The 21,363-nt window shown below is 29.8% G+C and carries 23 protein-coding genes and 1 riboswitch; of the genes, 17 read left to right on the top strand and 6 right to left on the bottom strand.

Annotated elements, in window-relative coordinates:
• Nucleotides 1-87 precede the first annotated feature (87 nt).
• From BUB51_RS07475 to BUB51_RS07455, 5 genes are read left to right on the top strand one after another with little or no spacing between them, the layout of a single operon-like run.
• Complete coding sequence (locus tag BUB51_RS07475) at nt 88-1,572, top strand: YcaO-like family protein (RefSeq protein WP_073196718.1); 1,485 nt, start codon at nt 88-90, stop codon at nt 1,570-1,572.
• A gap of 28 nt (nt 1,573-1,600) precedes the next feature.
• Nucleotides 1,601-2,992 carry a nitroreductase family protein gene (locus BUB51_RS07470; RefSeq protein ID WP_073196715.1) on the top strand — a complete coding sequence of 464 codons (1,392 nt, stop codon included), beginning with the start codon at nt 1,601-1,603 and terminating at the stop codon, nt 2,990-2,992.
• Between the two features lie 12 nt (nt 2,993-3,004).
• Nucleotides 3,005-3,883 carry a thiopeptide-type bacteriocin biosynthesis protein gene (locus BUB51_RS07465; RefSeq protein ID WP_073196714.1) on the top strand — a complete coding sequence of 293 codons (879 nt, stop codon included), beginning with the start codon at nt 3,005-3,007 and terminating at the stop codon, nt 3,881-3,883.
• A 5-nt stretch (nt 3,884-3,888) separates the two neighbouring features.
• Entirely contained in the window at nt 3,889-4,704 is an 816-nt protein-coding gene (locus BUB51_RS07460; protein WP_073196712.1) for a SagB/ThcOx family dehydrogenase, read from the top strand.
• 6 nt (nt 4,705-4,710) lie between these two features.
• Nucleotides 4,711-5,754: a hypothetical protein gene (locus BUB51_RS07455; RefSeq protein WP_073196710.1), complete on the top strand. Its 1,044-nt coding sequence runs from the start codon at nt 4,711-4,713 to the stop codon at nt 5,752-5,754.
• A gap of 156 nt (nt 5,755-5,910) precedes the next feature.
• Here BUB51_RS07455 and BUB51_RS07450 read toward each other — a convergent pair whose 3' ends face one another.
• A complete protein-coding gene (locus tag BUB51_RS07450; protein WP_073196708.1) occupies nt 5,911-6,189 on the bottom strand; it encodes a hypothetical protein in 279 nt (92 codons plus the stop codon).
• A 157-nt stretch (nt 6,190-6,346) separates the two neighbouring features.
• Here BUB51_RS07450 and BUB51_RS07445 point away from each other — a divergent pair, with 157 nt between their 5' ends.
• The 10 genes from BUB51_RS07445 to groL all read left to right on the top strand — a co-directional run bounded on the left by BUB51_RS07445 (nt 6,347) and on the right by groL (nt 16,451).
• Nucleotides 6,347-7,945, top strand: a complete 1,599-nt coding sequence (locus BUB51_RS07445; protein ID WP_242945565.1) for a spore germination protein — start codon at nt 6,347-6,349, stop codon at nt 7,943-7,945.
• A gap of 1 nt (nt 7,946) precedes the next feature.
• The gene (locus tag BUB51_RS07440) at nt 7,947-9,125 is read left to right on the top strand and encodes a Ger(x)C family spore germination protein (RefSeq protein ID WP_073196704.1); all 1,179 of its coding nucleotides are present in this window, start codon (nt 7,947-7,949) and stop codon (nt 9,123-9,125) included.
• Nucleotides 9,126-9,138: 13 nt separating this feature from the next.
• Complete coding sequence (locus BUB51_RS07435; RefSeq protein WP_035161784.1) at nt 9,139-9,351, top strand: hypothetical protein; 213 nt, start codon at nt 9,139-9,141, stop codon at nt 9,349-9,351.
• Nucleotides 9,352-9,356: 5 nt separating this feature from the next.
• Nucleotides 9,357-10,439 (top strand): GerAB/ArcD/ProY family transporter, encoded by a 1,083-nt coding sequence (locus BUB51_RS07430; protein WP_073196702.1) that lies wholly within the window; start codon nt 9,357-9,359, stop codon nt 10,437-10,439.
• A 93-nt stretch (nt 10,440-10,532) separates the two neighbouring features.
• Nucleotides 10,533-10,928, top strand: a complete 396-nt coding sequence (locus BUB51_RS07425) for a nucleotidyltransferase substrate binding protein (RefSeq protein ID WP_035161819.1) — start codon at nt 10,533-10,535, stop codon at nt 10,926-10,928.
• On the top strand, nt 10,925-11,737 hold the full coding sequence (locus BUB51_RS07420) for an Asp23/Gls24 family envelope stress response protein (RefSeq protein ID WP_073196700.1): 813 nt from the start codon (nt 10,925-10,927) through the stop codon (nt 11,735-11,737). The genes BUB51_RS07425 and BUB51_RS07420 overlap by 4 nt, the downstream gene beginning before the upstream one ends.
• 186 nt (nt 11,738-11,923) lie before the next feature.
• Complete coding sequence (locus BUB51_RS07415; protein ID WP_073196697.1) at nt 11,924-13,177, top strand: Glu/Leu/Phe/Val family dehydrogenase; 1,254 nt, start codon at nt 11,924-11,926, stop codon at nt 13,175-13,177.
• Nucleotides 13,178-13,245: 68 nt separating this feature from the next.
• The gene (locus BUB51_RS07410) at nt 13,246-14,115 is read left to right on the top strand and encodes a DNA-3-methyladenine glycosylase family protein (protein WP_073196722.1); all 870 of its coding nucleotides are present in this window, start codon (nt 13,246-13,248) and stop codon (nt 14,113-14,115) included.
• Nucleotides 14,116-14,430: 315 nt separating this feature from the next.
• On the top strand, nt 14,431-14,712 hold the full coding sequence (gene groES, locus BUB51_RS07405; RefSeq protein ID WP_073196695.1) for a co-chaperone GroES: 282 nt from the start codon (nt 14,431-14,433) through the stop codon (nt 14,710-14,712).
• A 110-nt stretch (nt 14,713-14,822) separates the two neighbouring features.
• Nucleotides 14,823-16,451 (top strand): chaperonin GroEL, encoded by a 1,629-nt coding sequence (groL, locus tag BUB51_RS07400; RefSeq protein WP_073196693.1) that lies wholly within the window; start codon nt 14,823-14,825, stop codon nt 16,449-16,451.
• Nucleotides 16,452-16,477: 26 nt separating this feature from the next.
• Here the strand turns inward: groL and BUB51_RS07395 are convergent, their stop codons facing one another.
• The 5 genes from BUB51_RS07395 to BUB51_RS07375 all read right to left on the bottom strand — a co-directional run bounded on the left by BUB51_RS07395 (nt 16,478) and on the right by BUB51_RS07375 (nt 20,185).
• Nucleotides 16,478-16,744 (bottom strand): spore coat protein, encoded by a 267-nt coding sequence (locus BUB51_RS07395; RefSeq protein WP_052045108.1) that lies wholly within the window; start codon nt 16,742-16,744, stop codon nt 16,478-16,480.
• Between the two features lie 93 nt (nt 16,745-16,837).
• Nucleotides 16,838-17,044 (bottom strand): hypothetical protein, encoded by a 207-nt coding sequence (locus BUB51_RS07390; RefSeq protein ID WP_073196691.1) that lies wholly within the window; start codon nt 17,042-17,044, stop codon nt 16,838-16,840.
• Nucleotides 17,045-17,290: 246 nt separating this feature from the next.
• Nucleotides 17,291-18,295, bottom strand: a complete 1,005-nt coding sequence (locus BUB51_RS07385; protein WP_159430399.1) for an ABC transporter substrate-binding protein — start codon at nt 18,293-18,295, stop codon at nt 17,291-17,293.
• A gap of 91 nt (nt 18,296-18,386) precedes the next feature.
• Entirely contained in the window at nt 18,387-19,193 is an 807-nt protein-coding gene (locus BUB51_RS07380; protein WP_073196689.1) for an ABC transporter ATP-binding protein, read from the bottom strand.
• Nucleotides 19,190-20,185 (bottom strand): FecCD family ABC transporter permease, encoded by a 996-nt coding sequence (locus tag BUB51_RS07375; protein WP_073196687.1) that lies wholly within the window; start codon nt 20,183-20,185, stop codon nt 19,190-19,192. Before BUB51_RS07375 ends, BUB51_RS07380 begins: the two co-directional genes overlap by 4 nt.
• Before the next feature lie 115 nt (nt 20,186-20,300).
• A riboswitch (cobalamin riboswitch) is annotated at nt 20,301-20,475 on the bottom strand.
• Nucleotides 20,476-20,690: 215 nt separating this feature from the next.
• On the opposite strand from BUB51_RS07375, the gene BUB51_RS07370 reads away from it, so the two are divergent.
• Both BUB51_RS07370 and BUB51_RS07365 read left to right on the top strand, forming a co-directional pair.
• A complete protein-coding gene (locus BUB51_RS07370) occupies nt 20,691-20,954 on the top strand; it encodes a hypothetical protein (protein ID WP_073196685.1) in 264 nt (87 codons plus the stop codon).
• Between the two features lie 144 nt (nt 20,955-21,098).
• Nucleotides 21,099-21,363, top strand: a 265-nt coding sequence (locus BUB51_RS07365; protein WP_278294232.1) for a hypothetical protein, incomplete at its 3' end; no start/stop codon positions are given.

Genomic DNA, 21,363 nt, shown 5'->3' with positions numbered 1-21,363 from the left:
AAAATAGAAAAATTTATTCTGTAGTTTCCAAATGCGTTAAAAACTTTATATACAATGACTTTGTGGCTTAATTAATCTTGTAAACTGGTGTATATAATAGATAAATATAATTTTAGCATTGAAAAGAAAAGAATTTTTAAAAATGTTGAATGTACAGTATGCAGTAGAGAAAATAGCGATATTAAAGAATTGTTTTCACATTTTAATGAGGATTATTTATTTAGTAATAGTTATCGTAGTAAACATATTGAGGATATTATTTATGAAAATGAAGATATATTTTCAGAATTAGTAAATAAGGATACCGGAATAGGATATAGGATTTTTAGAGATGTGAGTTCAAATATTATTCCGATGTACTGTGTAAAGTCATATATAAGAAATAGGGAATTTTATTCGTACGGAAGAAATAGTGATGTGATTTATTCTAAATATGCGGCTATATTTGAAATGATAGAGAGATACTCAACGATAGTTCCTCATTTCAATGGAAGTATATACGGTAGTTACAATGAATTAAAAATTAAGTTTGATAATATTCTAAATCCTAAAGAGTTTACAATGCCAGATAAAAGTCAATTTTCAGAGGAAGGATACAGTTTAAAAGTATATGACGATAATAAGAAGTATTATTGGAGAAAGGTGTATGAAATAAATTCTAAAGAAATGTTTTGGATACCCGAACAGATGATTTTTTTTGATAATCAGATTATTAATGAAGAAGAAAGATTTATTTATGAGACTTCAAATGGTTCGGCATTGGGAGCAAATTTAGAAGAGGCAATCCTGTATGCTTTATTTGAGGTAGTAGAAAGAGATAGTTTTTTAGTCCATTGGTACAATAAAATGTCGCCAATTAGATTAAATATTGATGAGATAGATAATGTCGAAATAAATAATATAATAAAATATTTAGAAAAGAAAGGATATTCTATTTATTTATTCGATATAACATTGGAAACGCAAATACCTACTATATGGGCATTAGTAGTAGATGAAAAAGATATAGGACGAGTTAAGGCTTATAATGCGGCTGGCAGTCATATAAATCCAGAAAAGGCTTTAGAGAGTGCTTTAGTTGAGATAGTTACATCTTTGTCGGTATATAATGAGATATTATCCACTCCTGAAAAAATTAGAGAAATTCAAAAGTTAATAGATAATCCGAGTGCAGTTACTAAAATGGAATATCATGTATATTTTTATTCTCTAAAAGAAAATTTTAAATATCTAGAATTTGTTTTTAAAAACAATCCAGAGATTAAGTTTAAAGATGCTTATTATGAATGGTATGAAGCCAAAGAGAAAAAACATACTTTATCTGATATTATTTTTAAAGTGTCTAAAAATCATCCACGTATTTATATAGCCGATACGAATAGTTATATAACTAAAGAGTTAAGTATGTCGAGTGTAAAAGTGATTATACCGTCAATGCTTACGATGACATTTGGCAATCAGAATAGAAGACTAAATTATGAGAGAATATTAACAGCACCAATAATAGCTGGTAAAAAGAGATGTCCAATAGATGTTAAAGATATCAATTTAATCCCTCATCCTTTTCCGTAGAATGGGAACTACAAGGGGGCATTTAATTATGAATTTTTTTGATAGATTAACCAAGTATAGATACAAGGTTTATATAAATATTAATTCTTTCAAATTTGTTGATCATATAATAACCGATATTAATAGAGATACCCTGACAGATGAACATATAGAGATTAATAAAAAAATATTGGACAAAAAAGTATTTTATACTGATGAAAATTTTACGAATATTTCGAATGTAATAAAATATACACTCGGGATATTAAGTTATCAGTATGATAATCCTTATATATATCACCGTGGAGTTCCATCGGCAAGAAATGTCCATCCAAATGAATGCTATGTTATATACAGAGGACATGCATTGAGATATAATCCTAAAATTAATGAGTTTGAATATATCACGAATATAGATCTTTTTACAAATAACATCTATATAATTTTAATATCGGATTTATGGAGGATTATGAAGTTCTATGGAGAATTTGGACTAGCTCTTTCGATATTAGATTCAGGGCATATATTATCGCAATTAAAACAATTATTGAACATCAACGGATTTTCAAAATTCAGAATTGATTATATGTTAGATAAAGGTGTCTTTTTTCAAAAATTAGGGTTAGATTTTAGACAAATGATGTTAAATTATATTATCGATTTATCTGAATATATTGATGAGAATAGAGAGAATTTTAGAACTGCAAAAAATTTAGATGTGCCTATTAGAAAATATAGTTATTTAGAAGAAATTACTTCTTTTCCAAATGTTATTAACTTTTTAGAAAAGGTAAACATATCGAAAGGCAAAGAAATTTATAATATGTTTGAGTTTAAGTCAGAAAAATATTTAAATAGAGATGAATTGTTATTATCGATAAAAAATAGAGAATCTAATCACAGTTATTTTGGAATTTTCAGTACGAAGAAGTTTTTAGAAACTGAAATCTTTTATGAGATTATAAATAGAAGTACAGATTTGATTTTTAATAATGTATTTCATTCTGAAAATATAAGAGTATTTTGTTTGGTAAATAGTGTATTTGGAATTAAACCCGGATATTATGAAATCAAAGAAGATGGGGAAATAGAAAATATCTCATATATAGATGATATATATACTGAAAATTGTAAAATTCTAAATGATAGCCATCAAAATATCGATTTATCTTCTAATCCCGTGTTATTTTTTGTAAGTTATGATATTTCAGGGAGTTTTTCAGATGAAGAAAAGATTTACTTTTCTCATTTATTATCTGCAGAAACTATTCATTATATTTCTACTATAGTATCGTTGTTTGGTTTATATTCAAGACCTATAAAGAATTTTAAAGATGATTATTTAGAAAGAGCATTGAGATTAGATAATGATGATAGGATTATATATGTTCTGATGATTGGCAGAGGGAATACCTATAATTATAAAATTTATTTTAGTTAGGGGTTAGATAGAATGAGTTGGGATTCTTATCATATATTTATTCATGAAACAAATTTACATGATGTTTTTTTAGTTGAGTTTTTTTCAAAGTTTATACGTAAGGCAGAAGATAATAATTTATTAGATAAATATTTTTATATTAGATATTGGCAGGGAGGTCCTCATATTAGGTTTAGATTTAAAAAAAGTGGAGAAAGCGATAAATATGTTATACAAGAGCTTAATAAGATATTTAATGAATTTAATTTGGAATATGACAATCCATTAGTGTTAAAACCAGAAGATTATTATAGGAATCATAAATTTGATGGACAACCTGTAAAAAAAGAAGATTTATATTGGTATGATAATAGGACTATTGTGAATATACCGTATAAACCAGAGATAGATAGGTATGGAGGAGAAAATGTGATAGGATTATCTGAAGATTTATTTCATATATCTAGCAAGTTATCACTACTTATACTTGAAAAAATAGAGAATAATCCTAATAAAAAAATCATAGCGGCATTAGATTTGTTTAGTGTAGCAATACAAATATTAGAAGATAAAGCGAAGTTTAATGAGATATATAGCTCGTTCTGGGCAGGACATAGAAATGAGAAAATAGATTATCCTAAACTGACACATAAGTTAGTCGATGTATACAGTTCAAGATATCACTATATAAAAGATAATTTAAATCATATTCAATATAATGAGTGGTATGTAAATCTTAAGAACATACTCGATGATATTGTAAAAAATCAGACTAGCTATAAAGTACGAGAACAGGCTCGTATAAGTATTCTTGCATCTCATATTCATATGATGAACAATCGTTTAGGAGTATATCCTCATTATGAGAGTATGATAGCCGATGTTATAAATCAAGTGATTAAAAAAGGGTGAGAATAATGCTAGAGAAACGGATATTATGGAATTTCAAATATGATGTAGACAAGCAAACTTATCTTTATAGGTTGTACCATGAAAATTCTAAACATTCGCCGTTAACTCAATCTGTAAAAGCTCCTAGAAGCAATTATATGGAATTAATAGAAAATGAGGCAAGGGAAGAACGTAAATATGACAAAAAAGGTGAAGTGGTTTATATAGTTCCTTATGTTTCTGAATTAGAACAATTTGATATTAGGTTGACAGATGCCTTATTAAAAAGACGAACGTCTTGGAATTTTAAGAAACAGGCTATATCAACACGAGAGTTAATAGCTTTTTTAGGATATTCTTTCGGGATAAGCGATAGAGAATATAATTTAAAAACTTATCCATCTGGTGGAAGATTTTATCCTGTAGATATTTATTTAGTTCCGACTAAAAAGATGATAAGAAATTCAGAGATTTTAAAAGAGGAAAGGGCTTATAGATATAATCAGAATAGTAGAGAACTGTTGGCACTTCATAGGGTAAATTTAGAAGAACTAAATTCATTAACTTCGAGTACAGATATTGGTGATATGAGTTTTGATGATGCCCTTTTTTTAGTATTTTTAGTTGGCAATATGAGATATATAGAGAAAAAATATAATTCGCTTACTTATAGATTAATTTATAAAGAATTAGGGCATATTGGACAGAATATTATGCTCGTAGCTACAATGTTAGGGATGTCTACTGTTCCCTTGGGAGGATTTTTTGAAGACAGAATTAATAAATTTTTAAGGTTAGATAAAACTTACCAGTCAAATATGTATACTTTTATAGTAGGGTGAAGGGTGATGAAAATGGAATTTAAAACAATGATTAAATTAAAAGAGAGATTTTTATTATTTTCAGAAGATGGTAAAATATTTTCAATTTATGATAAAGAGGAGAAAAAATTTATATTGAGAATAAAACCTAACTTCGATTTTGACTTTGAAAAGATGAAAAATGATTTACAGAGGATAAACACAATTGGATATTTTCTAGAACAAGATTATAACAAAATAATATATAAACTATTGAAAGACTATGATTATATTTTTGAAGAAATTAATATTGAAAAGAGCAAAAAAATATTAGAATTTTATAATCTAGAGGATAGTATATCTTTTAATAAGTTTATTGAATCTGCAGAGTTTGATATTTTTGATTTTTCAGACGTTGTTTTCGTTTTCCATGATTTAACAAAAGTATCTCTTATTATTATAGAAGCCCTTTTGGGATATAGCCCAAAAAAAATATTAATATTTTCTAAAGACTCATATGTAGAACCTACCGATGTGTTAAATTCAAAAATATTTAATATTGAACAGTTAAGAGAGAAAAAACAAGATATAGTAAAAAGATATTTTAACAGTTCAAAATTGGAAATATTTCAAGATGACATGCTGGAAAAATACAGCTTTATTAATAGTCAAAAATATATTCATATTGTTTTTAAAGGCAGATTTTCTAAAGAGAAAATTTTGTATATAAATGATTTTGTATTAAATAAAGGACATATGTGTATATTTTCTGACATTAATAGATATAAAGTATTATTTGGACCGCTTATTATTCCCGGAGAAAGTGCTTGCATTAGATGTTTAGACAATCAAGTAAGCAATATAGATTATTTTATAGAAGAAAATTATTCAGTAGTATCAAAAGTATATATATATTTTTTATTAGGATTAATTTTAAGAACGCTATTTTATATAAGCGGAGATAGGCTTAAATACTTGTTAGAAGATGCTCAACTCCCCATAAATAGAATTTTTAGTATAAATAAAAGTGATTTATTAGGTGAAGTTGAATATTTTAATAAAGATGTTAATTGTTTGTGTTTTAACTTGTAAAACCCATTTGAATAAATTACAATATAAATAGAAAATGCTATTGCTAGAAAATGGGGGGATTTGATGGATAATCAATGGCTGTATTTTGGTTTTTTTCTGATTATCGCAATAGTAACAAAAGTTATGTTTTATCGTATTCTATTATTATTATAAGGCTTATGGGATAATACATTTTAAGATATATTCTTCAATTTCATTATATACAATGCTAATAAACACTCTTATAATCAGCAGTTTTGTAACACTGCTCGGGACATTATTTTCGATTAAATTAAAAAGTGCTCGTGGAGCCAGTATGATTAATTTCTTTATCGGAGCTCCTTTAATAGCACCTATAGCTATGAAATTATATGCAACTAATATAACGTGGAGATTTATATTTAAATATGAAATTGTGCTTATAGTTTTAGATTTTATCTTAATCTTATTAGTCAAAAAATTTTTCACCAGAAATACGATTATGAGAAGTGTTTAAACGATTAAAAGCTGCTTCCCAAGATTTAGATGGGGGTGGCTTTTTTATTTGAATATATTTTTTATTCCATGAAATACTAATAATCGAATCTAATGTATTTTTCATGGGGTGGTTGAGGTGTTTAGATATTTTACCAGATTATTAAATTATTTTATATTAAAGGCTAAAAATGATAATATCCGAGATTTTAAGCATTATTCAAATATTGAAAAAATACCTAGTTCCATTAAAAGTGTTAGAGATAAACTTGAAGAGATATTCTCTGATTCAGTAGATTTTGTTTTACGTGAGATAGCATTAGGAGAAAATTCAGAAGTTAAAATATTAATAGCATTTATAGACGGATTAACTAATAAGCAGACTGTAAATACAAATATTTTAAGAGCATTAATGATAGAATCTAGAATATCAAAATTAAATAGAGAGGTAAATAGAGAAACTATTATAGACATACTTAAAGAAAATCTGTTAAGTATTGGAGATCTTGAAATTATCGATGATTTTAAACAAACGGTAGAAAAAATCCTTTCGGGCGACACCGTAATATATATAGACGGCAAAAATGTGGCATTTAAGGCAGATACTAAAGGTTGGGAGACGAGAGGCGTTGAAGAACCGGAGACAGAAGCGGTTGTAAGAGGCCCAAGAGAGGGATTTACCGAGACATTAAGGACTAATACGGCACTTTTACGAAGAAAAATTAGAAATCCTAAATTGAAATTTGAGATGATAAAGTTAGGAGAGCAGACTAATACGGATGTATGCATCTGTTATATAAAGGGGATAGCCAATCCGGATATTATAGAAACTGTTAAAAGGAGATTAAAAAGGATAAAGATAGATGCAATACTTGAGTCTGGATATATAGAGGAATTTATCGAAGACGAACCGTTTTCGCTATTTCCTACAGTGGGTAATAGCGAAAAACCAGATGTTGTAGCGGCTAAATTATTAGAAGGCAGAATTGCGATTCTATGCGATGGAACTCCTTTTGCATTAACAGTTCCATATTTATTAATAGAAACTATACAGGCGAGCGAAGATTACTACTCAAGGCCATATTTTGCTTCACTAGCAAGATTTGCACGTATGCTAGCTTTTTTTGCTTCAGTTATACTGCCAAGTTTTTATGTAGCATTAATTTCATTTCATGCAGATGTAATCCCGTTTAAGTTATTATTATCAGTATCGGCATCAAGAGAAGGACTGCCTACATCTGCATTTACTGAATCTCTATTAATGGTACTCTCTTTTGAACTGTTAAGAGAAGCAGGAGTTAGGATGCCGAGGCCAATCGGGCAAGCCGTAAGTATAGTAGGTGCTTTAGTACTTGGCGAAGCAGCTGTTAAGGCAGGGCTTGTCAGTAATTTAATGATTATGGTTACTGCTCTAACTGCCATCAGCAGTTTTGTAGTACCTCCAATGGGCGGAACTATACCGATATTAAGAGTAGTATTTCTTATCGCTGCAAATATATTAGGATTCATGGGTTTGTTTTTATCTATATTTGTAGTTTTAATTCATTTGTGTTCATTAAGATCATTTGGGGTGCCTTATACATCGCCAATAGCCCCACTTGACGGTATGGGCTTAAAAGATTCTATCGTGAGATTTCCGATATGGAGTATGATTACAAGGCCCAAAGATATTACTAGCAATAAAAACAAAAAGGTTGAGCATAGAATGAAAATCAGTCATATAAAGAAAGAGGATTGAGATGATTAAAATAAATAAGATTTTAATCCTATTGCTGATGATTATATTTAATGTTGTGATATTTACTGCTTGTTGGGATAATAAAGATTTGACAGAAAAAGCATTCGTTACTGCCGTAGGTGTTGACAGGACTGCTGAAGGCAAGGTGCAGCTGACTCTGCAGATAGTAAAGCCTACCGTAATGAAGGCAGGAGAACAGGGTATTCCTGAAGAAGAAGCCTTTTGGGTATTTACGACTGTTGGAGATACTATTTTTGAGGCGGCTAAAAATCAGATGACTGCAGTAAACAGAAAGCCCTTTTATAATCATGCAGATTTAATGGTTATAGGAGAAGAATTTGCACGAGATGGTATTATGGATGCATTAGACTTTTGGGAGAGAAATCATGAGCCGAGATTAGGTTCCGATATTATTATAGCTAAAGGAACAACCGCAGAGGAAATATTAAAGGCTAAAAGCGATATGGAGAAAATACCTTCTTTACATATAAAGAGCATATTAAAAAATAGTAAAGAGCTTGCCAAAGTAAAAAAAGTTACTATTATTGATGTTTTAAAACAGCTTATTCAGCCGGGAGTAAGTCCGGCTATAGGAGCCATAGAGATTGTTGAAAAAGAGGATTTACAGAAGATTGAAGATATGAAGATAGATAGCACTGCTGTATTTAAGGGAGATAAATTAGTGGGATGGCTTAACGCAGCCCAAACTAGAGGACTTTTATTTATACAAAATGAAGTTAGAAATGCAGTTTATAACGTAGATAATCCTTTAAATAAAAATAAGAAGGTGGCAATAGAGATATTAGATTCAAATGGGAAAATAGACGCCCAAATAGTCGAATGGAAATTGATTTTGTCAATAAAAATTGATGCGGTAGGGAATATAGCAGATCAACAGGGCAAAGGCGATTTAACTACAAAAGAGACTTTTAAAAAGTTAAGTAGAGACGTGGAAAATGCCATAAAAACGGATATTAAAGATGTTTTAAGTATTGCACAAAAAGAATATAAAAGCGATATTTTTGGCTTTGGAGAGGTTATGTATAGAAGACATTTTGAATATTGGAAGCAGATTAAAGATGACTGGGCAGATATTTTCAGCAATGCTTCAATAGAAATAGATGTGAATGTGAAAATAAGAGGGACTGGGATTATAGGAAAGCCATCAGAAGTTAGATGAAAGTAGGGATGGTATGATATTTGGTTTGATTATTATATATATTTTGATTTTAATTTTCGATATACCTGTAATATTAAAAACTAATAATAGGAGAAAGACTATTATTATATATTCGGTATTATTGGGGGTAAGTTTTATTATTAGTATACTTTTGATGCTTGAGAAGATGCCGACAACCCCTTCTATTGTAATAGAACAAATAGTAAAAACTGTATTTATGAGGTGAACAAATTGATTAGAAACGAAAGAATTTCGCCAGTTCAATTATCGTTTATCATGATAGGGTTTATCTTTGGAAGTTCTGCTATAATAACACCGGCGGTGTCTGCTTATCAAGATGCATGGCTTGCCTATATTATTGGGTGGATTGGAGGCTATATACTGATTGGAATATATGCATACATATCGATATTAAATCCATCAAAAACATTTATAGAAATATTAAAAGATGTTTTTGGTAAATATATTGGCAGTATTATTGGAATATTTTATATTTGGTATTTTCTTCATTTGGCAGGACTTGTATTTAGAAATCTAGGAGAGTTTATGATAGTATCTATCTATACAGAAACTCCGCTTATATTTATTATAATTTCTATAGCGTTAGTATTAGCTTATAGTTTAAAGAAAGGGCTAGAGGTTATTGCTAGAGTGGGACAAATAATCGTTCCAATGATGTTAATTTTAGTTATTTCAATATTCTTATTAGTAATGGGGCATTACGAAGTTAAAAATCTGTTACCATTTTTAGAACACGGTTTCTTAAAAGTATTAAAAGTGAGCTTTTCTGTATTAACCTTTCCGTTTGGAGAAACGGTAGTATTTTTAATGATATTTCCTTATTTGAATGATAAAAAGGATTTATTTAAAACATCTTATATTTCACTTACAGTTATTGGAATGATTTTGTTGAGTGTAGTGATGAGTAATCTAATGATTTTAGGAGCAGACATGTTAAATAGGCAGATATTTCCATCTCATATCACGATAAGTTTAATTCCCGGAATAGCTGTCGAACCATTCATTGCGATAAATCTGATTATAGCTGCAAGTATGAAAATAACAATGTGTCTTTATGCATCGCTTATTGGAATTGCCCAATTATTCGGTTTAGACGATTATAAACCATTTATTAATCCTGTAGTTGCGATTGCAGTCGTAATTTCTATATGGGTATATGACAGCTTATCAGATATGGTAAGATGGGCCGGAGAAATCTATCCATATTATGTTATTCCATTTCAAATCATAATACCGTTATTGGTACTAATAATCTTAAAAATAAAACGAAGGGACGGCTCTTCTGCACTTTAAAAAATATATCAAAGGCCCAAGATGAAGGTATGTAATTTATGATATAATATTTATAATCAATTAGGAGAAAAGGTTATAAAGCAGGTGAGAAGTATGAACCTTGATGTCAGATGGAAACAGAGGTTTTCGAATTTTAAAAAAGCTACTTTACAATTAACGGAATTTATTGAAAAAGGAGAGCTAAATAAATTTGAAGTTCAAGGGTTAATTCAATGTTTTGAATATACTTTTGAATTAGCTTGGAAAACAATGAAAGATTATTTACAGCAAGAAGGATTTGATGTAAAAAGCCCTAGAAGGACAATACAAACGGCCTTTCAAGTTGAACTTATTACAGATGGACATACTTGGATAGATGCATTAGAAAAAAGAGACTTACTAGCACATACATATGATGAAGCCAGAGCAAAAGAAGCAGAGGAATTAATAAGAAATAAATATTATAGGGTTATCTGTGAACTCTGTTCTAAATTGGAGGAATATTTATGAAAATAGTGGCCCTTATTGGCGAAAGCGGTACGGGTAAGAGTTATAAAGCGATTATGTTGGCTAAAGAATTGGAAATTGAATATATAATTGATGATGGCTTATTGATAAAGGGTACAAAAGTTTTAGCAGGAAAATCTGCTAAAAGAGAAGATACTATTGTAAGCGCAATAAAAAGAGCTTTATTTATGGACAAGAATCATAGGATGGAAATGAAGGAAGTTATAAAAAGGCTTAAACCAGAGGCAATATTAATATTAGGAACATCTGACAGAATGGTGGATAAAATTGTTGAAATATTAGAGCTTCCAGAGATAACTGAAAGAATATATATTGAAGATATATCTAATGAATATGAAATAGATTTAGCAAAAAAACAGAGACGACTAGAAGGAAAACATGTTATTCCTGTACCTACTTTTGAAATAAAAAAAGACTTTTCAGGGTATTTTATAGACACATTGAAAGTATTTTTTAGAAAAACAGATGACGATAGACAGTATTTTGAAAAAACGGTGGTAAGACCTACATTTAGTTATCTGGGTAAATACACTATATCACGTAATGTTATAAGAGATTTAGTTAAATATGCTGCTTATAAGGTTATAGGTATTTCTGGAGTTTCTAATGTAGATATAAAAACTAAAGAACAAGGGATAGTAATTTCTTTAGATGTAGAAATAGTATATGGAAATCCTATAAAACCACTTATGAGGAGAATGCAGGAGCAGATAATAGATGAGGTCGAATATATGACTTCTTTAAATATACTTTCTGTCGATGTTAATGTTAAAAAAATGATAAAAATTTAATATTTATTTACAAAAAAAATTATATATGTTATAATCTCCATGTAAGATAAAGGTTGTATATACACAAATGAAAGGGTTCAGGTTTTCGTCGTGAAAACCTTTTCCTAAAATATATCAATGTTAATATTTTAACAACTATTAAATTTTAATTATTTAATTTATTATATGTTATAAGGAGGTCAAACAATGGCTGAAAAAACTTTAAACCCATTTGAGATTGCTCAGCAACAAATTAAGACAGCATGTGATAAGCTTGGAGCAGAACCAGAGGTATATGAATTATTAAAAGAGCCAATGAGAGTTTTAGAAGTATCACTTCCTGTAAGAATGGATGACGGAAGTATCAAGGTATTTAAAGGATTTAGATCACAGCACAATGACGCACCTGGACCAACAAAAGGCGGTATAAGATTCCATCCTGCAGTAAGTAGAGATGAAGTTAAGGCTTTATCAACTTGGATGACTTTCAAGTGTGGAGTAATTGGTCTTCCATACGGTGGAGGTAAAGGCGGAATCATAGTTGATCCTAATGAATTATCAGAAGGTGAATTAGAGAGATTATCAAGAGCTTATGCTAGAGCAATAGCTCCAATTATTGGAGATAGAAAAGATATACCAGCACCAGACGTTAATACAAATGGACAAATAATGGCATGGATGGTTGACGAGTATTCAAAATTACAAGGTTATAATGTTCCGGGAGTATTTACTGGAAAACCTGTTAGTTTCGGAGGTTCATTAGCAAGAACTGAAGCTACAGGATATGGTGTTGCTATAATGGTTAGAGAGGCAGCTAAGAAATTAGGATTAAATTTAGCAGACTTAAAAGTAGCTGTTCAAGGTTTTGGTAATGTTGGAAGTTATGCTGCTATGTATATGGAAGAAATGGGAGCTAAAGTTATAGGTGTATCTGATTCATCGGCTTGTGTAATTAATGAAAATGGATTAAATGTAAAAGAATTAATAGAATACGTAAAACAAAATAGACATGTAAAAGGTTTCCCTGGAGCTGAAAAAGAAGTTAATAGAGATGAAGTACTTACATTAGATGTTGACGTATTATTACCATGTGCATTAGAAAATCAAATAACTAGTAAGAATGCTAATGATATAAAAGCTAAAATTATAAGTGAAGGTGCTAATGGTCCAACAACTCCTGAAGCAGATGAAATATTATATAATAAAGGAGTATTAGTAATTCCTGATATATTAGCTAACTCAGGTGGAGTAACTGTTTCATACTTTGAGTGGGTACAAAACTTAATGAACTACTATTGGAGTTTCGAAGAAGTACAAGAGAAACAAGAAAGATTAATGGTTAAAGCATTTAATGAAATATATGAATTAATGGAAGAAAATAAAGTTGATATGAGAACTGCAGCATACATGATGTCAATTAAGAGAATAGCTGAGGCTATGAAGTTAAGAGGTTGGTACTAATAAAAAGCTGGCTCAATGCCGGCTTTTTTCTTTGGACAACTTTTATAAATGGAAAGGGTGTATTATTTTTGAAAGTAGTCGAAGAAAAAGATAGAGTTATTATTGAAAAATTAGAGGATTTTGAACCTGAACATATATTTGAATGTGGACAGTGTTTTAGATGGAATAGAGAGGAAGATGGTAGTTATACGGGTGTAGCACATGGGAAAGTTATAAACGTAAAAAAAGAAAATAAAGCGATAGTTTTTTCTAATACTAATTTAAAAGAATTTAATGATGTTTGGTTTGAATATTTTGATCTAGGTAGGGATTATAGCAAAATAAAAAGAGAGCTTTCAAAGGATACAATTTTGAAAAGAGCCGTAAAATATGGCTATGGTATAAGAATATTGAAGCAAGATGTTTGGGAGACTTTAATATCATTTATTATTTCTGCTAATAACAGAATACCGATGATAAAAAGGGCAATAGAGAATTTAAGTCAAAAATATGGAGAATTTATTGGGGAGTATAATGGAAAGAAATATTATAGTTTTCCAACTGCAGATGTACTTAGCAAATCGACAGTGGAAGCTATAAAAGATTGCAAGACAGGATTTAGAGCTAAATATATATTTAATGCTGCTGCGATTGTTTCGAGTAAACAAATGGATATTTATAGGTTGAAAAATTTGATTACGGAAGATGCTAAAAAAGAATTAATGTTGTTTGCAGGTGTAGGGCCTAAAGTTGCTGATTGTATAATGTTATTTTCTATGGAAAAGTATGATGCTTTTCCGATAGATGTCTGGGTGAAGAGGGTAATGGAGCATTTTTATCTAAAAAAAGATACTAAACTTAAAGATATACAAAAATATGCACAAAATAAATTTGGTGAATATGCTGGCTTTGCACAACAGTATTTATTTTATTATGCGAGGGAGAATGAGATTAAATAAATGTAAAATTGAAAATTGAAAATATAAAATTATTATTTTGGCTATTTGAAATTTGCCGTTCGATTTTAGAACGAAGAGTAACTAATACATTAATCTATATAGTAAAATGTAGTAAAATAAAGAAAAACGTAAAAATATTAAGATAAATCCATATAATAGTTTATAATTCATTCAAATAAAGAAATGATGTATTTGCCTACATAAAATCTATTTTATAACATATATTTGTAAGCATTAGCACTCGGCAAAAGTGAGTGCTAACAATTAAGAAAGTAATATCATTTTAATATAAATTATGATAAGGAGGGTTATAAGATGAAAATTAAACCATTAGGCGACAGAGTGGTTATTAAGAAAATTGAGGTTGAAGAAAAGACTAAAAGCGGAATTGTATTACCAAGTTCAGCTAAAGAGCAGCCTCAAATGGCAGAAGTAATAGCTGTAGGGTCTGGAATTGCTAATGATGAGAAGAAAAAAGAAGAATTAAAAGTAGGGGATAAAGTAATATTCTCAAAATACGCTGGTACAGAAGTTAAGGTGGATGGCGAAGAATATACTATCTTAAAATTAATAGATATTTTAGCTGTAATTGAATAGGCGCTAGGATAAAATTAAAAATTGAAAATGTAAAATGGAAAATTGAATAGGGAATAGTGAGGAGCGAAAGACGGTTTTGTGCAAAAAAAGAAAAAAGGAGGTAATTTAGGATGGCTAAGGAAATAAGATTTGGCGAAGAAGCTCGTCGTGCGATGGAAAGAGGTATAAATAAATTAGCTGATACTGTTAAAGTTACTTTAGGACCAAAAGGAAGAAATGTTGTTTTAGATAAAAAATTTGGTTCACCACTTATTACAAATGATGGTGTTACAATAGCTCGTGAAATCGAGTTAAAAGACCCATATGAGAACATGGGAGCTCAATTAGTTAAAGAAGTTGCTACTAAAACTAATGATGTTGCTGGAGACGGTACTACAACAGCTACATTATTAGCTCAAGCTATCATAAGAGAAGGATTAAAAAATGTAGCTGCTGGTGCTAACCCAATGTTAATTAAAAAAGGTATACATAAAGCAGTAGACGCTGCAGTAGAAGAACTTAAAGCTCTATCAAAACAAGTTGAAGGCAAAGAAGCTATAGCTCAAGTTGCTTCAATTTCAGCGGCTGATGAAGAAATCGGAAGCTTAATAGCTGAAGCTATGGAAAAAGTAGGTAAAGACGGTGTTATTACAGTTGAAGAATCAAAATCAATGGGAACTACATTAGAAGTAGTTGAAGGTATGCAATTTGATAGAGGATATTTATCACCATATATGGTAACTGATGCAGAAAAAATGGAAGCTGTATTAGATGACCCATATATTTTAATCACAGATAGAAAGATATCAAATGTACAAGATTTATTACCAATATTAGAGCAGATAGTACAACAAGGAAAGCAATTATTGATAATAGCGGAAGATGTAGAAGGAGAGGCTTTAGCTACATTAGTTGTTAATAAATTAAGAGGTACATTTACTTGTGTAGCTGTTAAAGCTCCAGGATTTGGGGATAGAAGAAAAGAAATGTTAAGAGATATTGCTATCTTAACAGGTGGAGAAGTTATTTCAGAAGAGTTAGGATATGACTTAAAAGAAGCTACTATTGATATGTTAGGTAGAGCTAGCAGAGTAAAAGTTGATAAGGAAAATACTACAATTGTAGGTGGAGCAGGTTCAGAAGAAGCTATTAAAGATAGAATTAAACAAATTAAGATTCAAATCGAAGAGACAACTTCAGATTTTGATAGAGAGAAATTACAAGAAAGATTAGCTAAATTATCAGGAGGAGTTGCTGTTATCCAAGTTGGTGCAGCTACTGAAACTGAATTAAAAGAAAGAAAATTAAGAATAGAAGATGCTTTAGCTGCAACAAGAGCAGCAGTTGAGGAAGGTATAGTTCCTGGTGGTGGAACTGCATTAATTAACGTAATTCCTGCAGTTGAAAAATTACTTGAGACTGAAACAGGAGATGTTAAGACAGGTGTAGATATAATAAGAAGAGCTTTAGAAGAACCAGTAAGACAAATTGCAGCAAATGCTGGATTAGAAGGTTCAGTTATAGTTGAAAAAGTTAAATCAAGCGAAAAAGGTGTAGGATTTGATGCGTTAAATGAAAAATATGTAAACATGATTGAAGCTGGTATAGTTGACCCAACTAAAGTTACAAGATCGGCTCTTCAAAATGCTGCATCAGTAGCAGCAATGGTATTAACTACTGAAGCTGTAGTAGCAGATAAAGAAGAAGAAAAAGATACAGGAATGGGCGGCGGAATGCCAGGCGGAATGCCAATGATGTAATAGAAACCTCCGGTTTTTACCGGAGGTTATCTTATATATTGAAATTCTTCCACTATATTAAGTAAATCTGATTTACTTACTAGACGACTTTTATTCCATCCTCTTTCTTCCATTATTTTATATATTGTATATTGAATATCCTGAATATCATTCAAACATTCAGATAGAATTTTTCTTAAAAAAGGGCACGTAGATTCGACGATTGTATTGTTATAAGAAATTGCTAATTCCTTTTCTGATAATACAAGGTCATTTAATATTTCTTTTTCTGATAGATTGTTAATAATATACATTGAGGTATGCCTCCTTTATCTCTGTTAGCAGAGAAATGAAAAATGTAAAATTGAAAATGTAAAATTAATTTTACATTTTAAATTTTTAATTTTTTATCGGCTGTTGATTAAATAGTTAAGTACTTTTTTATAATTCCTTTTATGTCTCTTACTAGCGTTGTAGCATAAGTTTTTAAGTTCGCTATCATAACACATTTCTGCATAATTTAAATATTTTTTATATAATAATTTTTCCTGTCTCAATTGTTCTTCTATTAATGAGAGAGTTTTATAATCTAGTTTAGAATTAAAATCTGTCATGGCAATGCCTCCGCTTTTATGAAATGTGGAATTGAAAATTTGAAAATAATTTTACATTTTCAATTTTAAATCTTAAATTTTTTATCTATAATTAGTATTTTACTTAATAAAAAATATATAGCATGAAAAAAAGAGATAGCAAACAATAAAATAGTTTTAATTGCAAAAAAGGGAATTTGGAAATGGTTTTTAAATAAAATGAAGCTAAGTTTCAATTTAAAACTTAGCTTCATTTAACTATTCCTTTTATTTATCAAATACTTCAGGGTAAAGAATTTTTGCTAATCCTTCATATGCTTCTGCATATCTATCATTAGGTTTGTATAGATATAAATCTTTTGGAAGGATTATGTATCTATTATTTTTTACGGCTGTCAATGATGCCCAAGCTGGATTAGATTCTACATCGCCTTTTAATTTTTTAAATATCTTTTCTTTGTCACTGCCCATAGTTTGAACAAAAATAAAATCGGGGTCTTCTTGAAGTATTTTTTCCATACTAAAAACTTTGGCATCTGCTGAATCACCAATTACTCCTGATATGTTGATTGTGTTTAAATCTTTTAGCATTTCTCCAACCATAGAATCTGTACCTCTAACGGTTATATTTTTTGCAGTTGCAAAAATTATAAGAACTTTAGGTTTTTTATCTTTTGGTACTTTTTGAATTATATTGTCTATGTCTTTTTTTACTTGTTTTGCATATTTTTCATAAAGGTCTTCTCTACCGGTTAATGCGGTAAATAATCTTACAGTTTTAAAATAATCATCTTTGTATTCATTATCTAATGCTATAACTTTAATATTATTTTGCTCTAATGTTTCTATTATATTTCTGTGAGCTCTAAAAGCCATACTTAATATTACTAGGTCAGGTTTTAACGCTAGTATTTTTTCAACGCTTGGAGAGCCAGCAGTTCCTACTATATCGGCATTTTCAGAACCAGGAACAGGCTTGTCTTTAGAAGGTTTAACTCTACCGATTACTGTACCTCCACATTTATACCATAAATCTAGATAAGAGTTATATATGCAGACTACTCTTTTAGGATTTTTTTCATAGACAACGGATTTACCTCTTGCATCTGTAAATGTGACTGTATTTTCATCGATTTTAATTCCATATTCATTTTGTATTTTCTCATTTCCGTTTGTATTACTTATTTTTGTATTTTCATTAGTACACCCTGTAAAAATTGTAAAAGTCATTAATACAACTAATAATAAAGATAAGTATTTTTTGATATTCATTTGCATCACCTCATCATCTAATTTTTTTGTAACTTATAAATTAAAAAAATTAAAGTTATATAATCTCCACAACACCCCCTTGAGAAACAAATTAAGTTTTTTCTGCATTAAATTTAATGCAGATTTTTCTAGGAATAAAATAAGGACATTTATTTACAGTGTCGTGATAAATATCAGCATCAATTCGGAATACGTCTTTTAATACATTATTTTTTATGATACTATTAGGTGAACCTTCCATATATAATTGTCCATTTTTTATGACAAATATCTTATCAGAATATCTAGCTGCTTGGTTTAAATCATGAATTGCCATGATGACGGTAATATTTAATGAATTATTTAATTCCTTTATTAGTTCTAATATTTCGAGTTGATAAGATATATCTAAATAAGTAGTGGGTTCATCAAGTAATAAAATTTTTGGTCTTTGAGCAATAGCCATTGCAATCCATGCCCTTTGAATTTCACCTCCTGAAAGAGTTGCTACAAATCTCTTTCGTAATTTTTGAAGTCCAGTTTTTTCTATAGCCCAATCTACTATTTCTTTATCTTTTCTAAGAAGTCTTTTCCTAAAGCCGAGATGCGGATATCTTCCGTATGATACGAGATTTTCTACCGTCACATCTGCTGAAATATTTTTAATTTGAGGTAAAATTGCTAGCTTCTGGGCCACTTTTTTAGTATTAATGGAATAAATATCTTCATTGTCTAAATATATATTGCCTTTAGATGGTTTTAAATATCTTGATAATGCTTTAAGGAGAGTTGATTTTCCTGAACCATTAGGTCCTATTATGGAGATTAGTTCTCCATCATCAACTTTTAAATTGACTCCTTTTAATATTTCTTTCTTTCCATAACTAACGTAAAGTCCTTCAGCTTTGATACCCATCATCTAACACCTTCTTTTCTTCTCAATAAATATAGGAAGAATGGTCCTCCAAGAGCTGACATTATTATCCCTACTGGAATTTCCATAGGAGCGAATAACAGTCTTGCTAAAGTGTCGCATAATATGACTACCGATGCTCCTAAAAAAATAGATGCTGGGAATAAAAATCTATAATCAGAGCCAATTAGTAATCTGGCAATATGAGGGACAATGAGGCCAACAAAGCCTAGTAATCCTACTGCGCTAACAGCACTACCGGCAAGTAAAGATGCTAAAATTATAAAGATAAATCTTGTAGATTCTACTTTTAATCCGAGTCCTGTTGCAATCTCATCTCCAAGCATTAATATATTTAGTTTATTTGGAATGAGTAAAACCGATGTGACTCCTATTAAAGCATAGGGGAATATCATTTTTACTTCAGTCCAAGCTGTTGCAGATAATCCACCCACCATAAAGCCTACAACTCCTGCAACTCTATCGGGATAAAATGTTATGAGAGCATTTATTCCTGCCCTAAGTATAGATGATATAGCTACTCCTGCTAAAATAAGTCTTGTAGGGGTTACTCCTTCTTTCCAAGCTAATGAGTATATTACTAAAGTAGTAAGTAATGCTCCAATAAAAGCTCCTATAGGAACCATATAATAGTATTCTGGTAATAGTATTAGTATTATAAATGCTGCAAGTCCTGCGCCAGAAGATACTCCAATGATGTTTGGGCTAGCAAGGGGATTTCTCATAATTCCCTGGAGAATTGCTCCTGATAATGATAGACATATGCCTACAAGTCCTGCTACAATAGTTCGAGGCAGTCTTACATTCCATATAATTTGGTGATTGACGGTATCTTTCTCACAAAAAATGGCTTTCAGAATATTTATAGGAGAAATTTTTACTGCTCCATTGCCTACGCTTATAAAAAAACTTATTATAGTTAAAAGGATAAATAAGATTAATATTATGTTTTTATTTATAGTTTTGTTTTCTGCCATAGTATCACCTTGATTTGAAGTTAATGAAAAAAGCCCACAACCTTCTTTAAGGTATGGGCTTTATTTTGCTATTTTAAACATAACAAATAAAAGTACCCCCTCCCACCGAAGGTTTACTTCTCGTAGAAAATAGGCAGGTCTCCTGACTTGTGGATCATCCTACTCTCAATGCCTTCCCAGTTAACCCAGTGGCTTATTATTGATTTCGTACCCACTCACAGTAGCGGTGGCTGTATCGGATTTGCACCGATTTCCCTTTTAATATAAAAACCTATTTTCTCTCCTATATTCTGTTTTACATAACCTATCATATCATAAAACGATATGATTTTAAATATATTTTATATTATATAAATTTAATGAATTTTGTTGTATTATGTTGAATGTTTAACTATTATGTTCAGAAGTATTCCATAAATGGTATTGATGTCCAAGAAAACTTATTATATAATGAATATAAACTTGGACGAGTTTGAGAAGTTTTGAATATTTGGGAGAGGGAAAGATGGTGTTAAAGAGAGTTTCGATAGTTAATACGATTTTATTTATTGCTGTTATCCTATTAAAAATATTTTATGTAAGCAGGTTAAATTATAGTATTGGATTAGTTTTAGAGAGTGAAAAGTTAAAAGATATGGCAGTAAATCTCTTTGGGACGAAAATAATTGGGTATTCCCAATATTATATTAATGATTTTGTTATGTATATATTGATTATTGGTTTAATTTTTAATATATATGCTGCGGTGAAAAAGGATTTGTCTGCATGAGCGTTATTTTCATAAATATAAGTTTATTAACGATTTGAAGGCATTTGTTTAGATGCCTTTTTTAAATTTAAATAAGACATACAATTTTCTATACACTTCAATTCGTAATTTAAGATAATGATAAAAAGTGCCGATAAATAATATATGATGCAGATAAGTAGAAAAGATAAAGAAAAAATAATAGAATCAATTAGAAAAGGAAGAATTGATGCAGCTGATATAAGTTTTCCAAATTTAATAGACGATATAATAATGAAAATGAATAGAAAGGGGTTAATAAAGGATTTAACAAAAGTATTTAAAGATAAGCGAAAGAAAAATAAGCACATACCAATGGAAAATATATTAGCTTTATCAATTGCAGCAAAGATGAAGATAAAAACAAGTTTAACAGATATACCATATGCTA

It is taken from the genome of Caloranaerobacter azorensis DSM 13643 (genome assembly GCF_900129995.1).
Taxonomy (GTDB): domain Bacteria; phylum Bacillota; class Clostridia; order Tissierellales; family Thermohalobacteraceae; genus Caloranaerobacter; species Caloranaerobacter azorensis.
This window is presented reverse-complemented; position numbering and strand designations above follow the sequence as displayed.

Coding starts and splice junctions, on each gene's coding strand:
- BUB51_RS07375 (WP_073196687.1), bottom strand. CDS start 20,185: ATGGCAGAAAACAAAACTATAAATAAAAACATAATATTAATCTTATTT.
- BUB51_RS07435 (WP_035161784.1), top strand. CDS start 9,139: ATGATATTTGGTTTGATTATTATATATATTTTGATTTTAATTTTCGAT.
- groES (WP_073196695.1), top strand. CDS start 14,431: ATGAAAATTAAACCATTAGGCGACAGAGTGGTTATTAAGAAAATTGAG.
- groL (WP_073196693.1), top strand. CDS start 14,823: ATGGCTAAGGAAATAAGATTTGGCGAAGAAGCTCGTCGTGCGATGGAA.
- BUB51_RS07425 (WP_035161819.1), top strand. CDS start 10,533: ATGAACCTTGATGTCAGATGGAAACAGAGGTTTTCGAATTTTAAAAAA.
- BUB51_RS07420 (WP_073196700.1), top strand. CDS start 10,925: ATGAAAATAGTGGCCCTTATTGGCGAAAGCGGTACGGGTAAGAGTTAT.
- BUB51_RS07390 (WP_073196691.1), bottom strand. CDS start 17,044: ATGACAGATTTTAATTCTAAACTAGATTATAAAACTCTCTCATTAATA.
- BUB51_RS07380 (WP_073196689.1), bottom strand. CDS start 19,193: ATGATGGGTATCAAAGCTGAAGGACTTTACGTTAGTTATGGAAAGAAA.
- BUB51_RS07455 (WP_073196710.1), top strand. CDS start 4,711: ATGAAAATGGAATTTAAAACAATGATTAAATTAAAAGAGAGATTTTTA.
- BUB51_RS07470 (WP_073196715.1), top strand. CDS start 1,601: ATGAATTTTTTTGATAGATTAACCAAGTATAGATACAAGGTTTATATA.
- BUB51_RS07440 (WP_073196704.1), top strand. CDS start 7,947: ATGATTAAAATAAATAAGATTTTAATCCTATTGCTGATGATTATATTT.
- BUB51_RS07385 (WP_159430399.1), bottom strand. CDS start 18,295: ATGAATATCAAAAAATACTTATCTTTATTATTAGTTGTATTAATGACT.
- BUB51_RS07370 (WP_073196685.1), top strand. CDS start 20,691: ATGGTGTTAAAGAGAGTTTCGATAGTTAATACGATTTTATTTATTGCT.
- BUB51_RS07460 (WP_073196712.1), top strand. CDS start 3,889: ATGCTAGAGAAACGGATATTATGGAATTTCAAATATGATGTAGACAAG.
- BUB51_RS07395 (WP_052045108.1), bottom strand. CDS start 16,744: ATGTATATTATTAACAATCTATCAGAAAAAGAAATATTAAATGACCTT.
- BUB51_RS07415 (WP_073196697.1), top strand. CDS start 11,924: ATGGCTGAAAAAACTTTAAACCCATTTGAGATTGCTCAGCAACAAATT.
- BUB51_RS07465 (WP_073196714.1), top strand. CDS start 3,005: ATGAGTTGGGATTCTTATCATATATTTATTCATGAAACAAATTTACAT.